We start from the raw sequence: 22,905 nt of genomic DNA, 5'->3' as shown, positions 1-22,905 counted from the left end.
ACGGGGATTTTTGACCAAAAACACCGCCGTTGCGTTAATTGTCGGCAGACCCTAATATCACTATAAAAAAATGCCCGTCTGAAAAAACTTTCAGACAGGCATTTATCCATTCAAATAAAAGCAATCAATCTTCCTGCGCAGCACTTTGCAGGTAGTTCATCAATCCCAAGCTTTCTACCAATTCCTGCTGGGTTTCCAGCCAATCGATATGCTCTTCATTGATGTCTTTCTGCTCGGCCAACAACTGGCGGGAAACATAATCCTGCTTCTCTTCGCACACTTGAATAGCTTTTACCAACGCAGCGTGTTTATCCTGCTCTTTGGTCAAATCGCATTTAATCGCTTCTTCCACGCTCTCGCCGATTAAAAGCTTGCCCAATTCCTGCAAGTTCGGCAAACCTTCAAGCAAAAGAATGCGCTCAATCAGTTTGTCGGCAGACTTCATTTCCACAATCGACTGTTTGTAAAAATGCTCGCCCAATTCTTCAAAGCCCCAGTTTTTCAGAATGCGCGCATGCAGAAAATACTGGTTGATTGTAATCAGCAGCAAACCCAGATTTTTGTTTAACTCGCTGATGACCAAACGATCGCCTTGCATAGCTATTCCTTTCAATCAGTGAATTACAGCTGGCTTTGCAGATAATTTTGCAAGCCTACCATCTCGATCAAGCGCAATTGCTGTTCCAGCCAGTGTGCATGATCCTCTTCGGTGTCTTTCAATTGCTCGACCATCAATTCGCGGGTTACATAGTCCTGTGCCTCTTCGCACAATTTGATGCCTTTTTGCAAAGCCGCACGCACTTCGTATTCGGTATTCAAATCGGCTTTCAGCATCGCCACCACATCGGCACCCACATTAATTTTGGCCGGAACCATATTGGGCGTACCGCCCAGCATCAAGATACGGCGGATAAACGCTTCGGCGTGGCCGGTTTCGTCTTCCACTTCATGAGCGATGCGCTCGAACAATTTGTTGTAACCCCATTCGGCATACATACGGGAATGGATAAAATATTGGTCGCGTGCCGCCAACTCGCCCGCTAACAATTCGTTCATATAGTCGAGTACCGCCTGGTTACCTTGCATGGTGATTTCCTTTCAAATTTTTAAGTATTGTCAAAGTAGTGGTTTGTATTTCTTTTACGTTGTTTATGTATATATTCTAGCAAATTTTTTCAATAACGCAATTTTTCCATTTAAAATACAAACAATTATCAAAAAAAATACTGCTGATTCGTTCAAATAAAAATTATCAATTGCTTGTTTTTTCTGTTATTTTATTGCACACGATTTTGATAAGCTCTCTCAATCGAATTTACAATTTACATAAATTAACTAAAACAATCCCTATCCACCCACCCAACAATTCAGCCGATATAGTGGATAGAATCATGTTATAATTCGCAGTTTTCCCAATTTACAAGCTTAAGCACAACCATGAAATCAATCCGCAATATTGCGATTATCGCCCACGTTGACCACGGTAAAACCACATTGGTCGACCAATTATTACGCCAGTCCGGCACCTTCCGCTCCAACCAACAGGTGGACGAGCGCGTGATGGACAGCAACGACCTCGAAAAAGAACGCGGCATCACCATTCTGGCCAAAAACACCGCCATCGAATACGAAGGCTACCACATCAACATCGTCGACACCCCCGGGCACGCCGACTTCGGCGGCGAAGTGGAACGCGTGTTGGGCATGGTCGATTGCGTCGTCTTGCTGGTCGACGCGCAAGAAGGCCCGATGCCGCAAACCCGTTTCGTAACCAAAAAAGCACTGGCCCAAGGCCTGCGCCCGATTGTCGTCATCAATAAAATCGACAAACCTTCCGCCCGCCCGAGCTGGGTAATCGACCAAACTTTCGAACTCTTTGATTCGCTGGGCGCCACCGACGAACAACTCGACTTCCCCATCGTTTACGCATCAGGCCTCTCCGGCTTTGCCAAACTGGAAGAGAGCGACGATAGCAGCGACATGCGCCCGCTGTTTGAAACCATTCTGAAACACACCCCGCCCCCGGCCGGCAGCGCCGACGAAACCTTGCAACTGCAAATTTCGCAACTCGACTACGACAACTACACCGGCCGCCTCGGCATCGGCCGCATTCTCAACGGCCGCATCAAACCCGGCCAAGTGGTTGCCGTAATGAATCACGAAGAACAAGTGGCGCAAGGCCGCATCAACCAGTTGTTGGGCTTCAAAGGCTTGGAGCGCGTACCTTTGGAAGAAGCGGAAGCCGGCGACATCGTGATTATTTCCGGTCTCGACGACATCGGCATCGGTGTTACCCTGTCTGAAAAAGACAACCCCAAAGGCCTGCCCATGCTCAGCGTGGACGAGCCTACCCTCACCATGGACTTTATGGTCAACACCAGCCCCTTGGCCGGCACCGAGGGCAAATTCGTTACCTCGCGCCAAATCCGCGACCGCCTGCAAAAAGAATTGCTCACCAACGTTGCCCTGCGCGTAGAAGACACCGACGATGCCGACGTTTTCCGCGTATCCGGCCGCGGCGAATTGCACCTGACCATCCTGTTGGAAAACATGCGCCGCGAAGGCTACGAATTGGCCGTCGGCAAACCGCGCGTGGTTTACCGCGACATCAATGGCGAAAAATGCGAGCCGTATGAAAACCTGACCGTCGACGTACCTGATGACAACCAAGGCGCAGTAATGGAAGAACTCGGCCGCCGCCGCGGCGAACTCACCAATATGGAAAGCGACGGCAACGGCCGCACCCGCCTCGAATACCACATTCCCGCCCGCGGCCTGATCGGTTTCCAAGGCGAATTCATGACCATGACCCGCGGCACCGGCCTGATGAGCCATGTGTTCGACGACTATGCCCCGGTGAAACCCGATATGCCCGGCCGCCACAACGGCGTATTGGTGTCACAAGAACAAGGCGATGCCGTGGCTTACGCGCTGTGGAATCTGGAAGACCGCGGCCGCATGTTCGTATCGCCCGGCGAAAAAATCTACGAAGGCATGATTATCGGCATCCATAGCCGCGACAACGACTTGGTGGTCAACCCCTTAAAAGGCAAAAAACTCACCAACGTGCGCGCCAGCGGCACCGACGAAGCCGTGCGCCTGACCACGCCGATTAAGCTGACTTTGGAAAGCGCGGTCGAGTTTATCGACGACGACGAGTTGGTGGAAATCACCCCGAAATCCATCCGCCTGCGCAAACGCTACCTGCAAGAACACGAGCGCCGCAAACACTTCAAAAAACTGGATTAATTTAGTTTTTCCGATGTAACAAACAAAATGCCTGTCTGAATGTTTCAGACAGGCATTTTTATAGCGGATTTAATTAACTTTCGATACAAGGCAGCAAGCCGCAGACAGTACAAGTAGTACGGAACCGATTCTGTTGCCGCTTCAGCGGCTTACAAAATCGTTCTCTTTGAGCTAAGGCGCAGCAACGCCGTAGCGAAAGTTAAGTTAATCCGCTATAGTTTACCGCTATGTTTTTTTAAGCCTTGCCGGTACTGCCGAAACCGCCTTCGCCGCGCTCGCTGGCGGCAAATTCGTCCACCACTTTAAACGCCGCCTGCACCACCGGCACAATCACCATTTGCGCGATACGCTCCATCGGCTCAACAGTAAACGGCTCGCTGCCGCGGTTCCACAACGACACCTTCAATTCCCCCTGATAATCCGAATCAATCAGACCGACCAAATTGCCCAGCACAATACCGTGTTTGTGTCCCAAGCCCGAGCGTGGCAGCAGCACGGCGGCATAGGCGGGATTGTTCAAATGAATAGCGAGGCCGGTGGGCACAAGATAGGTATCACCCGGTTGCAAGGTTATCGCTTCGCTCAAACAAGCACGCAGATCCAAGCCGGCGGAGCCGGGCGTGGCATAGGCCGGCAGTTGGTCCGCCATCAGCGGGTTAAGAATTTTCAATTCGACTTCGGTTTGCATCATCATTAATCTTTCATTTTTTCAGACAGGCTATTATAAAACAGTTCCCGCCAAGTTTCTGCCCGCACCTTTTCAGCTACCCACGAACTCTGCTAACATAAGCAGCTTGCTTATTCTCTCAAAAAGGATTTCAGTCATGACCAAAGCCATTATCCATACCGATAAAGCCCCCGCCGCCATCGGCGCTTACAGCCAAGCCGTGCGCGCCGGTAATACCGTTTATATGAGCGGCCAGATTCCGCTGGATCCCGAAAGCATGACCGTGGTCGGCGACGGCGACTTCCGCGCCGAAACCCACCAAGTCTTCAAAAACCTGCAAGCCGTGGCCGAAGCAGCCGGCGGTTCGCTGGACGACATCGTTAAAATCAACGCCTACCTCACCGACCTAGGCAACTTCGCCACCTTCAACGAAGTGATGGCCGAATACTTCGAGCAACCCTATCCGGCACGCGCCGCCGTCGGCGTAGCCAGCCTGCCCAAAGGCGTACAAGTAGAAGCCGAAGCGGTATTGGTATTGGATATTTAAACACCGCTTTTAACGCTTGCCGATAAAATGCCTGTCTGAAAACACCTGCAATATCGTTTTCAGACAGGCATCTGCGGTTTTATAGCAAAAAACTTTTGCCCCTTTACCCACTTATTGCCAATAATCCAACCCCAACACTCCCTCACCTTTTGACTATGGCACACTACGCAATCGGCGACCTGCAAGGCTGCTACGACGAATTACAACATCTATTGCACAAAATCGGCTTTAACCACGGCGTCGATACCCTATGGCTGGTCGGCGACATCGTCAACCGCGGCCCCAAATCATTAGAATGCCTGCAATTTTGCATGCGGCACGAGAGTAGCGTGCAAACCGTCTTGGGCAACCACGACCTGCACCTGCTCGCCCTGATGCACGGCTACGGACGCCTCAAACGCAGCGACACCCTCGCCCCCATCCTCAATCATCCTCAGCACACCGTTATGCGCGACTGGCTGCGCCGGCAAGCACTGATGCTGGAACACCCGCGCTACCTCACCGTACATGCCGGTTTGTTGCCGCAATGGAGCAGCGAGACGGCCACCGCGCTGGCCCAAGAAGTCGAACACGAATTACAAAGTCCTGCCGTCGCCGACTATTTTGCCAATATGTACGGCAACACTCCAAGCGGCTGGTCGCCCGATTTGAGCGGCTACGAACGACTGCGCCTGATTACCAACGTATTCACCCGCACCCGCGTGCTCACCCTCGATAACCAGCTCGACTACGATTACAAAGGCGGTTACGACGACATTCCGTCTGACCGCCGCGCCTGGTTCGACGCACCCGGTCCGCAATATACCGGCCGTTCGGTGATTTTCGGCCATTGGTCGGCACTGGGTTATTACGACAACGGCCAAGTCATCGGTCTGGACAGCGGCGCCTTGTGGGGCGGAAAACTAACCGCTCTGAATCTGGAAAACCGCCTGATCAGCCAAGTCGATTCGCTGGGCGGATTGGATTGGAAAAAAGCGCTGCGCTAAAGCTGCTTTATCACCCGACATAAACTCTGATAAAATAAAGCCTTACCCACAATGCCTGTCTGAAAAACAACCAATATACCGCACATACAAAGCCATGAACAAAAACACCTCCGAAGTCACTCCCGTTGACCGCCCCGTACTCACCCCGCCGGGCGGTGAGAAAAAAGTATTGCTGCACTCCTGCTGCGCCCCCTGCTCGGGCGAAGTGATGGAGGCCATGCTCGCCAGCGGCATCGACTTCACCATTTATTTCTACAATCCCAACATCCACCCGAAAAAAGAATACGAAATCCGCAAAAACGAAAACATCGCCTTTGCCGAAAAACACGGCATTCCGTTTATCGATGCCGATTACGATGTCGACAACTGGTTCGAACGCGCCAAAGGCATGGAGATGGACCCGGAACGCGGCCGCCGCTGTACCATGTGTTTCGACATGCGTTTCGAGCGCACCGCGCTTTACGCACACGAACACGGTTTTCCGGTGATTACCAGCAGCCTCGGCATTTCCCGCTGGAAAAACATGAACCAAATCAACGATTGCGGCGTGCGTGCAGCCGAAAAATACCCCGGCCTCACCTATTGGGAATACAACTGGCGCAAAGGCGGCGGCAGCGCGCGCATGATCGAAATCAGCAAACGCGAACACTTCTACCAGCAGGAATACTGTGGCTGCGCCTATTCGCTGCGCGACACCAACCACCACCGCAAATCACAAGGCCGCGCACCGATTAAAATCGGCGTGAAATATTACGGAGACGAAGAAGAGTAATTGAGTATTCTCCTGAATAAATATTTATTTGCCAAACCCAAAGGCCTGTCTGAAACAGCAACCGCATTGTTTTCAGACAGGCCGATATCTTTGCAAAATTCTTTTCGATCTCTGAAAACATTTGTGTCATGCTCGGGCTTGACCAGAGCATCTTTTCGTTTTGAAAGAAAAAGCAGATACTCGGGGCAAGCCCGAGTATGACGAGATATCCATAAATTCAGGATTAAAAAGTTTTTTGCAAAGGTCTCAGGCCGATATCTTTGCAAAAAACCGTTTTAATCCCGAATTGATTAATGTTTGTCATGCTCCGACTTGGTCCGAGCATCTATAGCGGATTAACTTAACTTTCGCGAAGGCTCTGCTGCGCCTTAGCTCAAAGAGAACGATTTTTGTAAGCCCGCTAAAGCGGCAACAGAATCGGTTCCGTACGTGTGTACTTTCTGCGACTTGCGGCCTTGTATTCGAAAAAGTGTGAATCCGCTATATTCTGAATTTAAGTCACCATACTTGATACACTACCATTGCTGTAAAACATTAAAAAAAGGGCCTGCAGATTGCAGACCCTTTTTTGCTAACCTAATTTAAATCAGATTAGAATTTGTGACGCAGACCAACACCACCGGCAACGGTATCGGTTTTGTCGTCGCCGCTACCAGCTTTCAACCAACCGGCTGAGATCATAGCAGTAGTGCGTTTAGAGAAGTCGTAGTCAGCGCCCAAAACTACTTGTTTGTATTGAGTGCCATCTACATCGCCGTTGTTTGATTTAGCTTTGAAGCCGTGAGCATAAGTCAAACGCGGGGTAACATTACCAAAGGTGTAAGCACCGGTTACAGCCAATTCGTGGGTTTTCAAGCCAGCGCTAGTATCGGTATTTGCATTGTAAGTATCATCAGAAGCCAAAGCTGCTTTATAGCTGTTTTCGCTATCCCAACCATTGGTGTATTGGTAGCCACCGACTACGAACAAGTTGTTGGCATCATAACCTACTTGTACTTGGTGAGCTTGACCAGATTTGCTGTCGCCGTCAGCTACATAAGCAGATTTTTTGTAACCGATACCATATTGAGCGAAGAAGCCGGCATTTTCATAGTTTACGCCGCCGTAGTAAGCAGAAGTGTCGCTGGCATCATCAGTACGGCCGCTAGTCGGGTTAGAAGGTACGTTACGTACAGTTGTGCCGTTGTCACGCGGGGTAAATTGCGCGTTGAAAGAGAAACCGCCCCAAACCGGAGAGTCGTAACGTACAGAAGTACGGCGCTCGCCAGTACGGGTAAACATACCCAAGCCTAAGGCATTGTTGCTGTATTCCCAAGGATCAACAGAATCCATATCTTTCAGTTGAGTGCTCAGTTTACCGGCACGTACTTTACCGAAGCCGCCTTCCAAACCGATGAAAGAATCACGGCCAGCCCATTCGCCACCGCCAGCCAATGATACGCTGTTTTCAACTTGCCAAATAGCATTCAGGCCAGAACCCAAGTGCTCGGTACCTTTGAAACCGATGCGTGAACCGTAGTCGGCGATTTGGGTAGTGGTGTCAGAACGGTCTGTTGTTACAGTGCCATCATCAGCGGTTGCCTTTACTTTAGTTCTAGAAATTTCAACGCCGGCTTTAGCTTGACCGTACAGGATAACTTCAGCAGAAGCAGCACCAGACAGAGCCACCAGAGACAGAGCAATCAGAGTTTTTTTCATTGCTGTATTCCTTTTCTATGTTAAGAAAAACAAACTCAAACGGAGTGGGAAAGTTCCATCCAAGTTTTGAAGCGCTCGCTGTAATCAGCGATTCCATGACTGCTAATATAAATGCTTCGTTTGGAAAAAACAAACTTTATCGGCTTTCATGCCACACACCACTTAGCCATACTGTATGTTTTCTCCCACAAAAATTTTAATTAATTCTTATTTTTCAATATATTAAAAATCGCAATACAAACCTGTGCATGATTACAACAAATTAATGCCACCTGTTGTTTTTCAGATACTATCAGAACTGCCAAGCACTATTTCTTCTGCTTTTCGGTTGATGTTTCAAACAAACGGTAGCAATTAACACTCCCATCAAGCCTTGGTACATCAGGCCATGGTGGCAACCAATACCGCTTTAATCGTGTGCATTCTGTTTTCTGCTTGATCAAAAACGATGCTGGCATCGCTTTCGAATACGTCTTCAGTCACTTCCACCCCATCCAAACCAAAGGTTTGATAAATCCATTCGCCTACCTTGGTCTCTCTATTGTGAAAAGACGGCAGGCAATGCATGAATTTCACCTGGGGGTTACCGGAAGCCGCCATCAGTTGGCTGTTCACTTGATAAGGCTTCAATAAATCTATTCTCTCCTGCCAGGCTGCTTCCGGTTCGCCCATCGATACCCAAACATCGGTATGGATATAATCGACATCTTTTACGGCTTCTTGCGGATTTTCGGTTAACAGAATACGCGCACCGGTTTGGGCTGCCAAATCACGGGCTTTCTGAATGATGCTAGGGTTGGGCCACAAATTTTGAGGCGCGCCGATGCGGACATCCATGCCCAGCAGCGCACCAATCAGCAATAAGGAATTGCCCATATTGGAACGCGCATCGCCGACATAGGCATACGCGATTTGCGACAAGTGTTTATTACTATGCTCTTTCATGGTCAGTACATCGGCCAGCATTTGAGTAGGATGAAATTCATCAGTTAAACCGTTAAATACCGGCACGCCGGCATATTGGGCAAGTTCTTCGGCTATCTTTTGGCCAAAACCTCGATATTCGATGCCGTCGTACATGCGCCCTAATACTCGGGCGGTGTCTTTCATGCTCTCTTTATGACCGATTTGCGAACCGCTGGGGCCGAGATAGGTAACGTTTGCGCCTTGATCGTAAGCTGCCACTTCAAATGCACATCGGGTACGTGTACTGGATTTTTCAAAAATTAAGGCAATGTTTTTTCCGTTTAAGCGGCGCTTTTCTTTGCCTGCTTTTTTCTCTGCCTTCAATTGGGAAGACAAATTCAGCAGGTAATCGATTTCTTCGCGGCTGAAGTCAATCAATTTCAGAAAGTTTCTGTTTTTCAGGTTGATACTCATGGTCGGTTCGCTTTCGGCATCTGTGCATCGGGTAAGAGTAAAAGGTTTATTCTATACTATTGCCGGATAACTGAAAAATGCCCTGTCTTTATAAGTACCCTATACAAATATACTGTTTGCAAGATTCTTATCAAAAACATGCGGTTTTCCGCTTGTTATGACACTTAACCGTTATCACGCCCTCCCGTGATGCATATCAGGGATTTTGAAATTAAAGTATGGTATAGTAATTTCGATATTCGGATACAAATGAAATTTCAGACAGGCATAGGGTGTAACGCTTTGATACCGATACGCTATTTAAAAGATACTCTTCCATTTCGGCGTATGAATCGAAGTTAGGCTTTTATCCGGCAGGTCGAAACGAATTTCCAATAAATTTCCGCTTCACAATCATTTCAACAAAGGAATCTACAATGAAAATCACCAGCTTCGGAGAAGTTTTATGGGATGACTTCCCCACCGGAAAAAAATTAGGCGGTGCCCCTCTCAACGTTGTTACCCGCCTGCAATCGTTAGGCGTTGATACTTCTATTATCAGCCGTATCGGGGATGATGAAGACGGCCGGACGATTTTAAAAGAAGTCGAACAACGTAAGGTGCCCCATACTTTTATCCAAACCGATCCCGAGCAGGCAACCAGCTTGGTCACGGTAACGCTTTCGGATAAAGGCAGCGCAAGCTATGAGATTGTGTATCCTTGTGCTTGGGACCGTATCGAAGCCACCCAAGAAGCTTGTGAACGTGTAGCCGAATCGGATGCTTTTGTTTTCGGCAGCTTGGCCACGCGCGACGAGGTATCGCGTGCGGCTTTGGAAAAGTTACTGGAACACGCGCGGTTTAAGATTTTTGACGTAAACCTGCGCCCGCCCCATTATGATTATGAGCGTATCCGCCATTTTCTGAATAAGGCCGATGTAGTGAAGCTTAATGATTGTGAGTTGTATGAACTGGCCGAGGCATTCGGTTCCCCCTATCACTCGCTTGAACAAAACATCGGCTTTTTGGTAGACAATTTTGATTGCCGCAACCTGTGTATCACCATGGGCGAGCACGGTGCCATTTTCTATGACGACGGTACCTTCTATTACCACGGCGGCTACCGCGTAAAAGTAGCGGATACGGTCGGCTCGGGCGATAACTTCTTGGCCGGCTTCATCTATAAATTAATGAACAACGCTCCTGCCGATGAAACCTTATCGTTTGCTTGTGCGCTGGGCGCGATGGTGGCGTCCCACCACGGAGCCAATCCGGAAATCTCTTTGCAGGATATTCAGGATTTTATGTATCCCGCCTAAGATACGAACGCCATAGGCGGCGTTGTTTCAAGAAATCCGTAAACCAAAAGCCGGCATCCGCCGGCTTTATATATGAATAGGTTAATCAGCCGTTTTCTTGGTACACTATAAAATATTTACAGTACCGCACTTGTGATGCCGCCTCTCATACGCCATTTGGCATCTGTAGAAATTGTGCAAACTTCATTAACGAGGAATATTTCCATGAGAAAACCCAACCGGGGCTATGCCCGCGTAGATCGTATAAAAGAACAAATCATGCGCGAATTGGCCGAGCTCGTGCGTACCGGCCTGAAAGATCCGCGCGCCGGTTTTATTACTATTAATGATGTCGAAGTTACCCGCGATTACAGCCACGCTACGGTTTACTATACCGTATTGGATGATGCCACCCGCGAAGTAACCGCCGAAGCTTTGGAACACGCCAAAGGCTATTTGCGCAGCGAATTGTCGAAACGCATTCATGTTTTCCGCACGCCAGAATTGCATTTTATTTACGACGAATCGGTCGAGCGCGGCATGAGCATTTCGCATTTGATTGATAAAGTAGCGGCAGAAAAGCCGGTGGAAGACTAGGGCCTGTCGACAATTAACCCTAAACAACCGTTTTCAGACAGGCATTGTTAAAAATGAAATGCCTGTCTGAAAAATAATCTGCTTTAAATAGGGTTTTAAAAGCACGTTAAAACAAAATTTTATCTTTATGACCGCATCTCAGAAACCTGCCAAACGCCCCTTAAGCGGTGTTCTCCTGCTCGACAAACCCTTAGGCGTTTCCAGCAACCACGCTTTGCAACAAGCGCGTCGGCTTTATCGTGCAGAAAAAGCCGGCCATACCGGCGTACTCGATCCTTTGGCCACGGGCTTGCTGCCTGTTTGCTTTGGGGAGGCCACCAAATTCGCCCAATACCTGCTGGATGCCGACAAAGCCTACACCGCCACCCTTTGCTTAGGAGAAGCGCGCAGCACCGGCGATGCGGAGGGAGAAACAGTCGCAACCGGCCGCAGCGATGTTTCTCTTGAAGAATTTACCGCCGCCTGCCAAGCTTTGAGCGGACACCAACGCCAAGTACCACCGATGTTTTCCGCATTGAAACACGATGGCAAACCATTATACGAATACGCCCGCAAAGGCATCACCATTGAGCGCAAACCGCGTGATATCCAGATTTATTCTATTAACATCACCCATTTTGCCGCTCCCGAAGCGGTGATTGACGTGCGTTGCAGCAAAGGCACTTACATTCGCACACTAAGCGAAGACATTGCCAAGCATTGCGGCACCTTTGCCTATCTGAACGCATTGCGCCGTACCGAAACCGCCGGTTTCAACATCCGGCAAAGCCATACGCTCGCTGCATTGGCCGCTTTGAACGAAGCCGAGCGCGATGCATTACTGCTTCCTTGCGAGGTTTTGGTACAACACCTGCCCAAAATCGAATTAAACGATGTAGCGGTACGCATGTTGCAACAAGGCCAGCGTCCGCAGTTTAATGAGGCGCTCCCGTCCGACCAACCTTACCGCATCTATAATATTGCCGGCGAGTTTATCGGCTTGGCCGAATACCAATCCGATATCCGCCGTCTGAAAGCCTTGCGGCTGATGCAAACGGAAACGGCTTGATATTCTTTGTGCATTGAGGCGGTTTTGTGGCATAATGACGTTTCGCCCGAGGGCGTACCCGGAGTTTGCACAGGTTGCCAAGCAACTCGGCAAACTTGTCCGAACCGCAAGGTTCTTTATTTTTTGGAGTTTCATCATGGCATTGACCGTTGAACAAAAAGCACAAATCGTTAAAGATTTCCAACGCAAAGAAGGCGATACCGGTTCTTCAGAAGTGCAAATCGCACTGCTGACTTTCCGCATCAACGACCTGACCCCGCACTTTAAAGCCAACCCGAAAGACCACCACAGCCGTCGCGGTTTGCTGAAAATGGTGAGCGCGCGCCGTCGTTTGCTGTCTTACTTGCGCCGTACCGATGCGGAAACCTACCGCAACGTGATTACCCGCTTGGGTCTGCGCAAATAATCTGATTCGCATTCGTGCAAAAAACCGCTTCGTATTTCACGCAGCGGTTTTTTATTGCCTGAAACGGCACGGTATATTCCGCTATAATGGTTTACCGTATTCTTTGTTACGAGGAACCACCATGAAACTCTACCTCAGCCACACTTCGCCCTACGGCCGCCTCTGCCTGACACGTGCCCGCCTGCTCAATTTAAACGATTTGGAACTGCATTTCCTCGATCCCTGGCAAAATCCCGGCGAGCTGGAAGCTTTAAATCCGTTCAGCCAGATTCCGCTGCTGCTTACCGATAGCGGCGAAGCCATCTACAACAGCCATTTAATCTGCCAATATCTGGCTCCCGAAGAAGTGCCGAGTGCCGCCGAGCTGGCCGTTACCGCCTATGCCACCACTTTACTCGATACCGCCGTACAGGCTTTTAAATTGGAGAAAAAGGCGGGCGAAAGCCGGGAACATTTTCTAGTAAAACGTTGCTTGGAAGCGCTGGCCCGCGCTTTGCCGTTGGCACCTGCCTTGCATCCGGCCGCACGCGAGAGCTGGCCGCAAATGATGCTCGGCGTCTGCCTGCTGACCGTTAAACTGCGTTATCCCGAAATTTTCACCGCACACGCACGCAGCGATACCCAGCAAGCCGTATCGGTATTCGAACAATGGGATTTCGTTCAACGCACCCAACCGGAAGCCCTACAGACCCAAGCGCCCGCTACGTTGGCAGACTTGCCTTGAATGGCGGAATTAATGATTAAGGATTAAACATGACATCCATCTATGACTTCACCCTTCCCGACGCTCAAAACCGGCCGGTTTCTTTCGAACAATACCGCGGCAAAGTGCTGCTGATTGTCAATACCGCCACCCGCTGCGGCTTAACTCCGCAATATCAAGAATTGCAGGATTTATACGCGCAATTTCACGCGCAAGGCTTGGAAATTTTGGATTTTCCCTGCAACCAGTTCCGCGAACAGGCGCCCGAGAGCAGCGAAGAAATTGCGCAAATCTGCCAAACCCGTTTTGGTACCGAATTTACCGTTTTCCAGAAAACCAAGGTCAACGGCCCGGACGAATCGCCGCTTTACACTTGGCTGAAACAACAAAAACCGGAAGACAAAGGCGGCCATGCCTTTAAAGAAATGCTGCTCAAGCTGGCGAGCTTGGGAGAAAAGCGCGAAGGCAGCGACATCAAATGGAATTTCACCAAATTTCTGGTGAACCGCAACGGCGAAGTGGTCGAACGCTTTGCACCCAGCGTAAAACCCGCCGAAATCGCCGACGATCTGGCTTTGCTGTTATCGTAAATCCCTGCGCATCCACTACTATCATGCCATTAGCCCTGTTTTTATGGCATAATTCAAGCTTCGTTTTTTCAGACAGGCATTCTTAAAATTCTTAAATGCCTGTCTGAAAAATTCATTGTAACCCGCTGCAAATCTGTTGAGACCCTAACCATGCACATTCACTCAACAGCAGTGTGCATCATTAGCGTTTTAGCGGTTTGCAGCGTCATTTAAGGAAATCCGATGTTTGACAAACATATCAAATCGTTCCAATACGGCAACCAAACCGTTACCTTGGAAACCGGCGAAGTCGCCCGCCAAGCCGCCGCCGCGGTAAAAGTATCGATGGGCGACACCGTGGTATTGGTCGCCGTTACCGCCAATAAAGAGGTAAAAGCCGGCCAAGACTTCTTCCCGCTCACCGTAGACTATCTCGAGCGTACCTACGCAGCCGGCAAAATCCCCGGCGGCTTCTTCAAACGCGAAGGCAAACAGAGCGAAAAAGAAATCCTCACCAGCCGCCTGATCGACCGCCCCATCCGCCCGCTGTTCCCCGAAGGTTTCTATCACGATATCCAAATCGTGGCGATGGTGGTGTCGCTGGATCCCGAAATCGATTCCGACATCCCCGCCATGATCGGTGCCTCCGCAGCGCTGGTATTGAGCGGCGTACCGTTTGCCGGCCCGATCGGCGCGGCGCGCGTGGGCTATGCAGACGGCCAATACCTGTTGAATCCGACCAAAACCCAACTCGAAACCTCGCAAATGGATCTGGTGGTGGCCGGTACCGCCAAAGCGGTATTGATGGTGGAATCCGAAGCGCAAATGCTGCCGGAAGACGTGATGTTGGGCGCAGTGGTGTACGGCCACGAGCAAATGCAGGCCGTTATCAGCGCGATTAATGAATTCGCCGACGAAGTGAACCCCGAAGTATGGGATTGGCAAGCGCCGGAAACCGACGGCGAGCTGGTGGCCAAAATCCGCGGCATCGCCGGCGAATCCATCGGCGAAGCGTTCAAAATCCGTCAGAAACAGGCACGCACCGCCAAGCTGGACGAAGCGTGGAGCGCGGTAAAAGAAGCGCTGATTACCGAAGAAACCGATACCTTGGCCGCCAACCAAATCAAAGGCATCTTCAAGCAATTGGAAGCCGATGTGGTCCGCAGCCAGATTCTCGAAGGCCAACCCCGTATCGACGGTCGCGACACCCGAACCGTGCGCCCGATTAACATTCAGACAGGCGTATTGCCGCGCACCCACGGTTCGGCTCTGTTTACCCGCGGCGAAACCCAAGCCTTGGCCGTTGCCACCTTGGGCACCTCGCGCGACGAGCAAATCATTGATGCTTTGAGCGGCGAATACACCGACCGCTTTATGCTGCATTACAACTTCCCGCCCTATTCCACCGGCGAAGTCGGCCGCATGGGTGCACCGAAACGCCGCGAAATCGGCCACGGCCGTTTGGCCAAACGCGCACTGGTAGCCGTATTGCCAGAGCCGGAAGATTTCAGCTACACCATGCGCGTGGTTTCCGAAATCACCGAATCCAACGGTTCCTCATCGATGGCTTCCGTATGCGGCGGCTGCTTAAGCCTGCTCTCTGCCGGCGTACCGTTGAAAGCACATGTGGCCGGCATCGCCATGGGCCTGATTCTGGAAGGCAACAAATTCGCCGTGTTAACCGACATTCTGGGCGACGAAGACCACTTGGGCGATATGGACTTCAAAGTTGCCGGTACCACCGAAGGCGTTACCGCGCTGCAAATGGACATCAAAATCCAAGGCATCACCAAAGAAATCATGCAGATCGCGCTGGCGCAAGCCAAAGAGGCACGCCTGCATATTCTGGCGCAGATGAAAGAAGCGGTGGAAGGCCCGCAAGAGCTGTCGCAACACGCGCCGCGCCTGTTCACCATGAAAATCAACCCCGATAAAATCCGCGACGTTATCGGCAAAGGCGGCGAAACCATCCGCGCGCTGACCGCCGAAACCGGTACCGAAATCAACATCGAAGACGACGGCACCGTAACCATCGCCGCGATTACCGGCGAAGCGGGCGAAGAAGCCAAACGCCGTATCGAAGCGATTACCGCCGAAGTGGAAGTGGGCAAGGTTTATCAAGGTACCGTGCTGAAACTGCTGGACAACAATGTCGGCGCCATCGTATCGGTAATGCCGGGCAAAGACGGCTTGGTACACATCAGCCAAATCGCTCACGAGCGGGTAAAAAATGTCAGCGATTATCTGCAAGTCGGCCAGAGCGTAAACGTGAAAGCGTTGGAGGTTGACGACCGCGGCCGCGTGCGTTTGTCCATCAAAGCGCTGCTGGAAGCGCCGGTTAAAGACGAGCCGGCTGCCGAGTAAATATAGCGGATTAACTTAACTTTCGCTACGGCGTTGCTGCGCCGCCTTGTCGTACTACTTGTACTGTCTGCGGCTTGCTGCCTTGTATCGAAGTAATTAAATCCGCTATAACAGATAGTTTACGATTGATACTCTTACAAATGCCTGTCTGAAAAGTTTTCAGACAGGCATTTTTCTGCTTGGATGCAAACCGCACACCATACGGCAATATAGCGGATTAACTTAACTTGCGCGAAGACGTTGTTGCGCCTTATCGAAAGTTAAGTTAATCCGCTATATCAGCCGCTGAAGGCGGGCAATTTGCCGAACATATGCAAAAAATGAAAAGCGGCAACAGCGATGCCGAAAATAAGGGTAACGATAATCAACAGGTTGCCGCCGGGAGTCACGAACCGGCCCGCACGGCCTTGCCGGCGCGTTTTCCAAGCGAGAAGCGCCGGGATCATGCATGTCCAAATGGTGGCGATTGCACCGGCATAACCGATGGCCACCAAGAAACCCAGCGGGAAAAGCAAAGAAAGGATGAGCGGCGGCAAAAAGGTAACGGCCCAAGTTTGACTGCGGCCGGAGCGGTTGTCGGCAAAACCGAACAGATCGGCCAGATAGTCGAACAGCCCCAGCCCCACGCCGATAAAGGATGAGATCACGGCCGCCGCAGCAAAAGCGTCAAGGGTGCGCTTGACCATGCCGGACTCCACCACGCTGCCCAAGGTTTGCAAAAGCACGCTTACCGCTCCGTCGGCAGCGATAACCGGGGCAAACTGATGGCGCGGCAGGTTGCCGAAGATGCTCCACAACCACAAGAGGTAGATCGACAACGCAATCAGCATGCCGAAAAAAATGGCATGCGAGGCCTTCTTCTCTTCGCCGTAGTAGGCACGCATGGAAGTGACTGAGTGGTGGTAGCCGAAAGAAGTGAGCGCGGCTGGCATAAACATCATGGCGTATGGCAGGTAGCTGCCTTGGTTATTGCCTTGGTCGAAAAGAGTGCCGATATTGATGTTCACGGTCAGGCCGGAGATGGCGAAAACGAAACTTAGCGCCATAAACAGGATGAGCACGACGGAAATGCGGTCTACCGCACGGGCGGAATGCCAAACAAAAGCGCCGAATGCAAGGCAGGAAAGGACGGACCAGATTTTCATGCTTACCGCCGGCATCATGCCGTGGAAGATACCGCCCAGGCTCGTGATATAAGCATAGAGCAGAATGCCGCCGACGAAATACACAGCGAGGTTGTTAATGATGTTGGCTACTGACCCGAGCACGTCGCGCGTGACGGTATTGAAGGAAGCCCGGTGATCGTAGTGCTGATAGCTTTCCAGAAGCAACCAGCCGGATAAGGTCATCACGATCATGGTGAGCACGAGAATGGCGGTAGACCATATCGTCCACGCACCCGCTCCGGCGCTGGGCAGAGCCAACATACCGGCGCCGACACAAACACCGGCAATAATGCAGGCGCCTCCGAATACGGAAGGTTGTTTTTTCATGTTTTTCCTTTAAATAGGCAAAGCAGCGCAAGAATCGCTGCTTTGCCAATGGTTCAGACCTCTTTGAGCCTCGCCGTAAAATGGCGCAGCACTTTGGGTTCGTAAGTAAAGGCTAGGCCTTTGATACTGGCTGCGTTTTCCTTCACTTTTTGGAAGGCTTCGATGATAAAGTCCATGTGGGTTTGCGTATAGGTGGCGCGCGGTATGGTCAAGCGCAACAGTTCTGCCGGGCTGATAAGCTGTTTGCCGGTTTTCGGATCCCGCCCAAGTAGGAATGAGCCGATTTCCACGGCGCGGATACCAGCCACTTTATACAGCTCGCAAGCAAGTGCCTGTGCCGGAAACTGTTCGGCAGGAATATGCGGCAGCAAACGGCCGGCATCGACAAAGGCCGCGTGCCCGCCTGCCTGCTGGCAATAAACACCAACCGCTTCCAAACCGTTAACAAGATATTCGATTTGCGTGATGCGATAATCCAACCATTCTTGACGCATGCCCTCATGCAAGCCGACGGCGAGGCGCTCTATGGCACCGCCCTCCAGGCCGCCGTAGGTGGGGAAACCTTCCTGAGCAACACACAAGGTGCGGCATTCGGTATAAACGTCAAACATATCTTTGTTTTTGAAACACAAAAGCCCGCCCATCGGCACCATGGCATCTTTCTTCGCCGACATCGCGAGCAAATCGGCATATTGGTAAGTTTCGCGGGTGATTTCTTCGATGCTCTTGTTGCGGTATCCCGGCTCGCGCTGCTGGATAAACCAAGCATTTTCCGCAAAACGCGCCGAATCCATGACCACCGGAATATCGTGCTTGCGCGCAATGGCATACATAGCCTTAAGATTGGCAAGGGAAACCGGCTGCCCGCCCGCAGAATTGCAGGTGATGGTAGCAACAATATAAGGCACGTTGGCCGCGCCCACTTCAGCAATGCCTTTTTCCAGCGCCTCAAGATCAAAGTTGCCTTTGAAGTCGGCTTTCACACTGGTATCAAATGCTTCCGAGGTATAAACGTTGCGCACCACGCAGCCGTTGATTTGCGTGTGCCCTTGGGTGGTATCGAAGAAATAATTGGAGAAGGCCACCATTTTTTCGCGGTTCAGCCCCTTTTCTTGTTCTCGTTTATTGATAAGCACCGGAATATAAATTTGTTCGGCTCCGCGCCCCTGATGGGTGGGTATGGTGTAATCGTAATCAAAAATATCTTTAACGGCTTTGCACAGCGCATAATAACTGCGGCTGCCGCTATAGGCTTCGTCGCCGCGCAACATCGCCGCCTGCATTTGCTGCGTAACGGCGCCGGTGCCGCTGTCGGTGAGCAAATCGATGAAAACATCCTCGCTGTCAAGCAAGAAAGGGTTCATGCCTGCTTCCAGAATAGCGGCATCACGGTGCTCGCGCGTGGTGCGTTTAACCGGCTCGATAACACGGATGCGGAAAGGTTCGGGCAAATGTTTGAAAGTGTTCATGTTGAAATCCTCTTTTATTCAAATAAAACCATGCCGCCGTTATGGCAAGGCAACAGCGGAAAACAACCAAAAAACTGCCTATAGGCGCGGGCAAAGAGGATGGGCGACTACGGAAAGAAAAAGGATAACTTGTGATCGATATTAAACCAGCGGGCGCGGGGAAGAAGTGCATATACCATAACCATTTCCTCATAACAAACAGCAATGGAATGAAAAGAGCCAACAAACATCATCGGCCGTGGCTTAAATGTAATACGGCTCATGCAAAGCCGCAAGAGTAATGGAGCGGATTAAGTTTCGACCGTGGCCTGTTACATTAGGGTCGGTTGACAATTGACCCTAGCAAAAATAAGTTACCGCTCAAGATAATCCTAATAAAATGCCTGTCTGAAAACTTTCAGACAGGCATTGTTCTATCTGGTAGACAATTCGTATATAGCGGATTAACTTAACTTTCGCTACGGCGTTGCTGCGCCTTAGCTCAAAGAGAACGATTTTGTAAGCCGCTGAAGCGGCAACAGAATCGGTTCCGTACTATTTGTACTGTCTGCGGCTTGCTGCCTTGTATCGAAAATTAATTGAATCCGCTATATCTATGAAGAAACGGCAATCTTCTATAGCGGATTTATTTAATGTGCGATACCAAGCCGCAATAAAAGCGCATTTTTTTACCTACGTTCACCCGTTTGCCTATGTCTTTCAATTTGGAGAACTCCTCCAGCAAACGCGGCCCGTCGTCCAATGCCATGGCAAACGTCCACAAATACGTCATCACTGCATAAATATGCCGCGCGCTTACCGTGCGGCTGCCCAACTGCACCACCGCCGTGCCGAACACCGCCGCCATCGCCACGCCTATCCATAAAAAGCCCCGCGCTTCCCGGTTAGACAAACGGATGCGCAAATGCGCCGTATGCCGGTAGTGCCGTTGCAGCTGCCGGTGGTTCGCCCCTTCAATCAGGCTCACTTCCTTTTCCAAGCGGTTGTTTAAGCGGGCATACAAACCGTCGTTGATTCGGGAATAGCGCGGCAGCATCAGGCCGAATACCAGCAACACGGCCGTAGCCGCCACCCCTGCCCAAAATTCCAAAACCAACAGCATAAACCCGCACCCACTAAAGAGAAACCGGACATAATCAACGTAGGCAAATGAATTTCAAAGAAATTGACCAATTCGCGCGACAGCATCACCCGCGCACTAATCGCCGAAGTATCGCTACCTTGCGCGCGTTGGCGCACAATCACGGGAACGGTCAAATCGGCATACATTTTGGCGAACACGCGCGTATCCACGCTGCGCCGCAACGCCCCCAAGCCCCATACAACCAACACAAACACACTGTATAACAATGCTTTAAGCACCTCCCCGCGCACCATTGCGTCGATGGCGAATGCGGAAAACAAGGGGTAGGTCAGATACAGGGTGTTTTCCGCCGCCACCAGGCCGAATGTGAACAGCAGGCGTTTTTGGTTGTGCCGGGCAAGATAGTTTGAGCGCCTGCCAGTTATCGCTTGCTCTGATTTCCATGATTCAATTTTGCCTGTCGGGTAAAAACAAGTTGCAAATGCTGCAATTGCTGGATTAATGAGTTGAGTTTTTCCAAACCGAACCATTCGGCCGTCTGCGCTTCCAGCGCGTGCAATTCGGCAACCATCGGCAAGGCATGGCTTGCGCCCGCCTCGCTTAAAAACAGCCGCTTGCCGCGCTTGTCGTACTCGTCGGCCTCGATGCGCAGCCAGCCTTTTTCCGCCAACTGCTTGCAGACAAACGACACGGTTTGCTTGGGCAAACACCATTCTTCGCCGATTTCCTTGGGCGTGGCCGAGCCGTGCCGGCCGATTTGGTACAACACGAAAAACTCATTGGCGCTCAAACCGCGCTGTTTCGCCCATTGGACGTAAATATCCAATAATGCGGCACAGGTTTCGGCAAGCTCGTCGAAGGGGGATATGTGCATGATGATTTGTATAAAGTACAATATAATACCATATTAGTCTTATATTGTACTTTATACAAGAAAAATCTATTGTCAGACCCCATAAAAAACGATGTAAATTTTTTTGAACGGATATCAATAAAAGGAAAATATCAGGCCGTCTGAAAACGTTTCAGACGGCCTGTTTGATTGGATACGCTATTTCAAATAATCCGGCAACAGCCCTGCTTGTTCAAACAATAAGCGGCCGGGCAGCAATTCAAACCGCCCGTCGCGTTCCGCCGCCAATTGCGGCACGCCCGATGCGCCCAGCCGCCGCGCCAGTTGTTGCCCGAAGTTTATTCTCGCCAATAACGCTTGTTCGGTTTGTGGCTCGTGCAATTTCGGCACCGCATCGCCCAAACCTTGCGATTGCATCACATCGTCAATCACGCCCCAATCGGCGTTATCGCGCCCGTCAACATAACGTGCGGTTTGCAAGGCGCCAAGCAGGGCCAGTTCCTTCTCCGGTGCGGTTTGGCGCACGGCGGTCAAGGCCAGCAGGCTGTTTTCGGAATCGAATCGCCCGCCGCCTTGCAACACATTTTCACGATAAGCGGTGCTGAATGGTTGCCCGGTTAAGCGTTCGATACGCTCATCGTTGCCCCATGCGTATTGGGCAAAATCCGCATCCATTACCCGGCCGCTGCGGTAAAACAGGCCGGTGGGCACGAGTTCCACAGGAAAACGGGCGGCAACGGCTTCAATGGCGGGTTTTGCTCCGTAACACCAGCCGCATAAAGGGTCAAACAGATAATACAATTTCATTTTTTACTCGCTTGTTCAATCAACCGCACCACCGCTTTGGGCCGGGACAACATAGACAGATGGCCGCTATTCACCGTTTGCGTTGTGGCGTTCATCATTTTGGCAAACGATTGTTGCACCTTAAACGGCAAGGCGTTGTCTTGCTCGGTTAATAAATAAAAACTCGGTTTGGATTGCCACGCAGGCGCCGCTACCGCTTGGCTAAACGCCACCGCATGAATAGGCGTTTGCGTTGCCCACAATACAGACGCTTTGTTCAGTGGCAAATCGTTTGCCATAATCTGTTGATAAACTTTGGCATTCGGCAACCAAATCACGCCTTTTTCATCAGGTGTTAAACCTTCGCTAGACGCACCATGACGGCTCAACGCTTGCCCTGCATTTTCATTGCTATCCGGCACAATCGCCGACAAATACACCAAGCGTTTTACTTTTTCATGCCTGCCCGCCTCGCTGATAACCACCCCGCCCCACGAATGCCCGACCAACACCACATCGCCATCTTGACGGTCTAACACCTGATTGACTGCCGACACATCAGCGTCCAGCGAAGCGAGCGGATTTTGTACCGCCGTAACCTGATAACCTTTTTTCTGCAAACGCTCAATGACCTTGTGATAGCTCGAGCCATCGGCAAATGCACCGTGTACCAATACAATATTTTTAATCATCGTTTCACCTGCTTGTGCAAAAGGTGCAAGGCTAATCAAAGCCAAACACGCTAATTTTTTCATAAAGTTAGACATTTTCTGTAAGATAAAAGTGATTGATTGGTGTATTATAATGGAATAATAACAAAGAAAAAGTGCGGTTTTAGAATAATATTGTTTCTTAAAATGAAATGATAAGTATTTAGAATACACAATAACACCGCCACACATTCGCCTTATATTTGGTAGATTGGCGGAAATTGGCGATATAGAAAATGCCGTTTGC

The 22,905-nt window shown here is 50.6% G+C and carries 22 protein-coding genes and 1 pseudogene; 11 read left to right on the top strand and 12 right to left on the bottom strand.

The window, feature by feature from the left end; all coding sequences use genetic code 11:
- Window positions 1–124: 124 nt before the first annotated feature.
- Together bfr (Q4C79_RS04850) and bfr (Q4C79_RS04845) are read right to left on the bottom strand one after the other, a co-directional pair.
- Window positions 125–598 (bottom strand): bacterioferritin, encoded by a 474-nt coding sequence (bfr, locus tag Q4C79_RS04850; protein WP_303089898.1) that lies wholly within the window; start codon window positions 596–598, stop codon window positions 125–127.
- 23 nt (window positions 599–621) lie between these two features.
- Entirely contained in the window at window positions 622–1,086 is a 465-nt protein-coding gene (gene bfr / locus Q4C79_RS04845) for a bacterioferritin (protein ID WP_303089897.1), read from the bottom strand.
- Window positions 1,087–1,437: 351 nt separating this feature from the next.
- Between bfr (Q4C79_RS04845) and typA the strand changes: the two genes are divergently transcribed.
- The gene (typA, locus tag Q4C79_RS04840) at window positions 1,438–3,249 is read left to right on the top strand and encodes a translational GTPase TypA (protein ID WP_303089896.1); all 1,812 of its coding nucleotides are present in this window, start codon (window positions 1,438–1,440) and stop codon (window positions 3,247–3,249) included.
- A gap of 235 nt (window positions 3,250–3,484) precedes the next feature.
- Here typA and dut read toward each other — a convergent pair whose 3' ends face one another.
- Window positions 3,485–3,937: a dUTP diphosphatase gene (gene dut, locus Q4C79_RS04835; protein WP_303089901.1), complete on the bottom strand. Its 453-nt coding sequence runs from the start codon at window positions 3,935–3,937 to the stop codon at window positions 3,485–3,487.
- 136 nt (window positions 3,938–4,073) lie between these two features.
- Here dut and Q4C79_RS04830 point away from each other — a divergent pair, with 136 nt between their 5' ends.
- The 3 genes from Q4C79_RS04830 to Q4C79_RS04820 all read left to right on the top strand — a co-directional run bounded on the left by Q4C79_RS04830 (window position 4,074) and on the right by Q4C79_RS04820 (window position 6,221).
- Window positions 4,074–4,463, top strand: coding sequence for a RidA family protein (locus Q4C79_RS04830; RefSeq protein ID WP_303089895.1), 390 nt, complete (start codon window positions 4,074–4,076; stop codon window positions 4,461–4,463).
- 155 nt (window positions 4,464–4,618) lie between these two features.
- On the top strand, window positions 4,619–5,449 hold the full coding sequence (locus Q4C79_RS04825) for a symmetrical bis(5'-nucleosyl)-tetraphosphatase (protein WP_303089894.1): 831 nt from the start codon (window positions 4,619–4,621) through the stop codon (window positions 5,447–5,449).
- A 94-nt stretch (window positions 5,450–5,543) separates the two neighbouring features.
- Window positions 5,544–6,221 carry an epoxyqueuosine reductase QueH gene (locus tag Q4C79_RS04820; RefSeq protein WP_303089893.1) on the top strand — a complete coding sequence of 226 codons (678 nt, stop codon included), beginning with the start codon at window positions 5,544–5,546 and terminating at the stop codon, window positions 6,219–6,221.
- Between the two features lie 591 nt (window positions 6,222–6,812).
- On the opposite strand, the gene porB is transcribed toward Q4C79_RS04820, so the two are convergent.
- Both porB and argF read right to left on the bottom strand, forming a co-directional pair.
- Window positions 6,813–7,919 carry a trimeric porin PorB gene (gene porB, locus Q4C79_RS04815; RefSeq protein WP_303089892.1) on the bottom strand — a complete coding sequence of 369 codons (1,107 nt, stop codon included), beginning with the start codon at window positions 7,917–7,919 and terminating at the stop codon, window positions 6,813–6,815.
- Between the two features lie 381 nt (window positions 7,920–8,300).
- Window positions 8,301–9,293 (bottom strand): ornithine carbamoyltransferase, encoded by a 993-nt coding sequence (gene argF, locus Q4C79_RS04810; protein ID WP_303089900.1) that lies wholly within the window; start codon window positions 9,291–9,293, stop codon window positions 8,301–8,303.
- A 422-nt stretch (window positions 9,294–9,715) separates the two neighbouring features.
- Here argF and Q4C79_RS04805 point away from each other — a divergent pair, with 422 nt between their 5' ends.
- The 7 genes from Q4C79_RS04805 to pnp all read left to right on the top strand — a co-directional run bounded on the left by Q4C79_RS04805 (window position 9,716) and on the right by pnp (window position 16,263).
- The gene (locus Q4C79_RS04805; protein WP_303089891.1) at window positions 9,716–10,597 is read left to right on the top strand and encodes a carbohydrate kinase; all 882 of its coding nucleotides are present in this window, start codon (window positions 9,716–9,718) and stop codon (window positions 10,595–10,597) included.
- Window positions 10,598–10,801: 204 nt separating this feature from the next.
- Entirely contained in the window at window positions 10,802–11,173 is a 372-nt protein-coding gene (rbfA, locus tag Q4C79_RS04800) for a 30S ribosome-binding factor RbfA (protein WP_303089890.1), read from the top strand.
- 127 nt (window positions 11,174–11,300) lie between these two features.
- On the top strand, window positions 11,301–12,221 hold the full coding sequence (gene truB / locus Q4C79_RS04795) for a tRNA pseudouridine(55) synthase TruB (RefSeq protein ID WP_303089889.1): 921 nt from the start codon (window positions 11,301–11,303) through the stop codon (window positions 12,219–12,221).
- 136 nt (window positions 12,222–12,357) lie between these two features.
- Window positions 12,358–12,627 carry a 30S ribosomal protein S15 gene (gene rpsO / locus Q4C79_RS04790; protein WP_303089888.1) on the top strand — a complete coding sequence of 90 codons (270 nt, stop codon included), beginning with the start codon at window positions 12,358–12,360 and terminating at the stop codon, window positions 12,625–12,627.
- A gap of 121 nt (window positions 12,628–12,748) precedes the next feature.
- On the top strand, window positions 12,749–13,351 hold the full coding sequence (locus Q4C79_RS04785; RefSeq protein WP_303089887.1) for a glutathione S-transferase N-terminal domain-containing protein: 603 nt from the start codon (window positions 12,749–12,751) through the stop codon (window positions 13,349–13,351).
- A gap of 29 nt (window positions 13,352–13,380) precedes the next feature.
- Complete coding sequence (locus Q4C79_RS04780; RefSeq protein ID WP_303089886.1) at window positions 13,381–13,920, top strand: glutathione peroxidase; 540 nt, start codon at window positions 13,381–13,383, stop codon at window positions 13,918–13,920.
- Window positions 13,921–14,142: 222 nt separating this feature from the next.
- A complete protein-coding gene (gene pnp / locus Q4C79_RS04775; RefSeq protein ID WP_303089885.1) occupies window positions 14,143–16,263 on the top strand; it encodes a polyribonucleotide nucleotidyltransferase in 2,121 nt (706 codons plus the stop codon).
- 278 nt (window positions 16,264–16,541) lie between these two features.
- Here pnp and Q4C79_RS04770 read toward each other — a convergent pair whose 3' ends face one another.
- From Q4C79_RS04770 to Q4C79_RS04745, 7 genes and pseudogenes are all read right to left on the bottom strand, one after another.
- A complete protein-coding gene (locus Q4C79_RS04770) occupies window positions 16,542–17,756 on the bottom strand; it encodes an aromatic amino acid transporter (RefSeq protein WP_303089884.1) in 1,215 nt (404 codons plus the stop codon).
- Window positions 17,757–17,809: 53 nt separating this feature from the next.
- Window positions 17,810–19,225 (bottom strand): tryptophanase, encoded by a 1,416-nt coding sequence (tnaA, locus tag Q4C79_RS04765; protein WP_303089883.1) that lies wholly within the window; start codon window positions 19,223–19,225, stop codon window positions 17,810–17,812.
- 107 nt (window positions 19,226–19,332) lie between these two features.
- The gene (tnaC, locus tag Q4C79_RS13190) at window positions 19,333–19,404 is read right to left on the bottom strand and encodes a tryptophanase leader peptide (RefSeq protein WP_368492206.1); all 72 of its coding nucleotides are present in this window, start codon (window positions 19,402–19,404) and stop codon (window positions 19,333–19,335) included.
- 446 nt (window positions 19,405–19,850) lie between these two features.
- A pseudogene (locus Q4C79_RS04760) lies at window positions 19,851–20,839 on the bottom strand (ABC transporter six-transmembrane domain-containing protein).
- Window positions 20,731–21,183 (bottom strand): MarR family transcriptional regulator, encoded by a 453-nt coding sequence (locus Q4C79_RS04755; protein ID WP_303089882.1) that lies wholly within the window; start codon window positions 21,181–21,183, stop codon window positions 20,731–20,733. Before Q4C79_RS04755 ends, Q4C79_RS04760 begins: the two are co-directional and overlap by 109 nt.
- A gap of 177 nt (window positions 21,184–21,360) precedes the next feature.
- Window positions 21,361–21,969 (bottom strand): DsbA family protein, encoded by a 609-nt coding sequence (locus Q4C79_RS04750; protein ID WP_303089881.1) that lies wholly within the window; start codon window positions 21,967–21,969, stop codon window positions 21,361–21,363.
- Complete coding sequence (locus tag Q4C79_RS04745) at window positions 21,966–22,640, bottom strand: alpha/beta fold hydrolase (RefSeq protein ID WP_303089880.1); 675 nt, start codon at window positions 22,638–22,640, stop codon at window positions 21,966–21,968. The genes Q4C79_RS04750 and Q4C79_RS04745 overlap by 4 nt, the downstream gene beginning before the upstream one ends.
- Between the last annotated feature and the right edge of the window lie 265 nt (window positions 22,641–22,905).

This window comes from Neisseria sp. (assembly GCF_030523955.1).
GTDB lineage: Bacteria > Pseudomonadota > Gammaproteobacteria > Burkholderiales > Neisseriaceae > Neisseria.
Note: the sequence above shows the minus strand (reverse complement) of the source record. Positions and strands in the feature narration are given on the sequence as shown.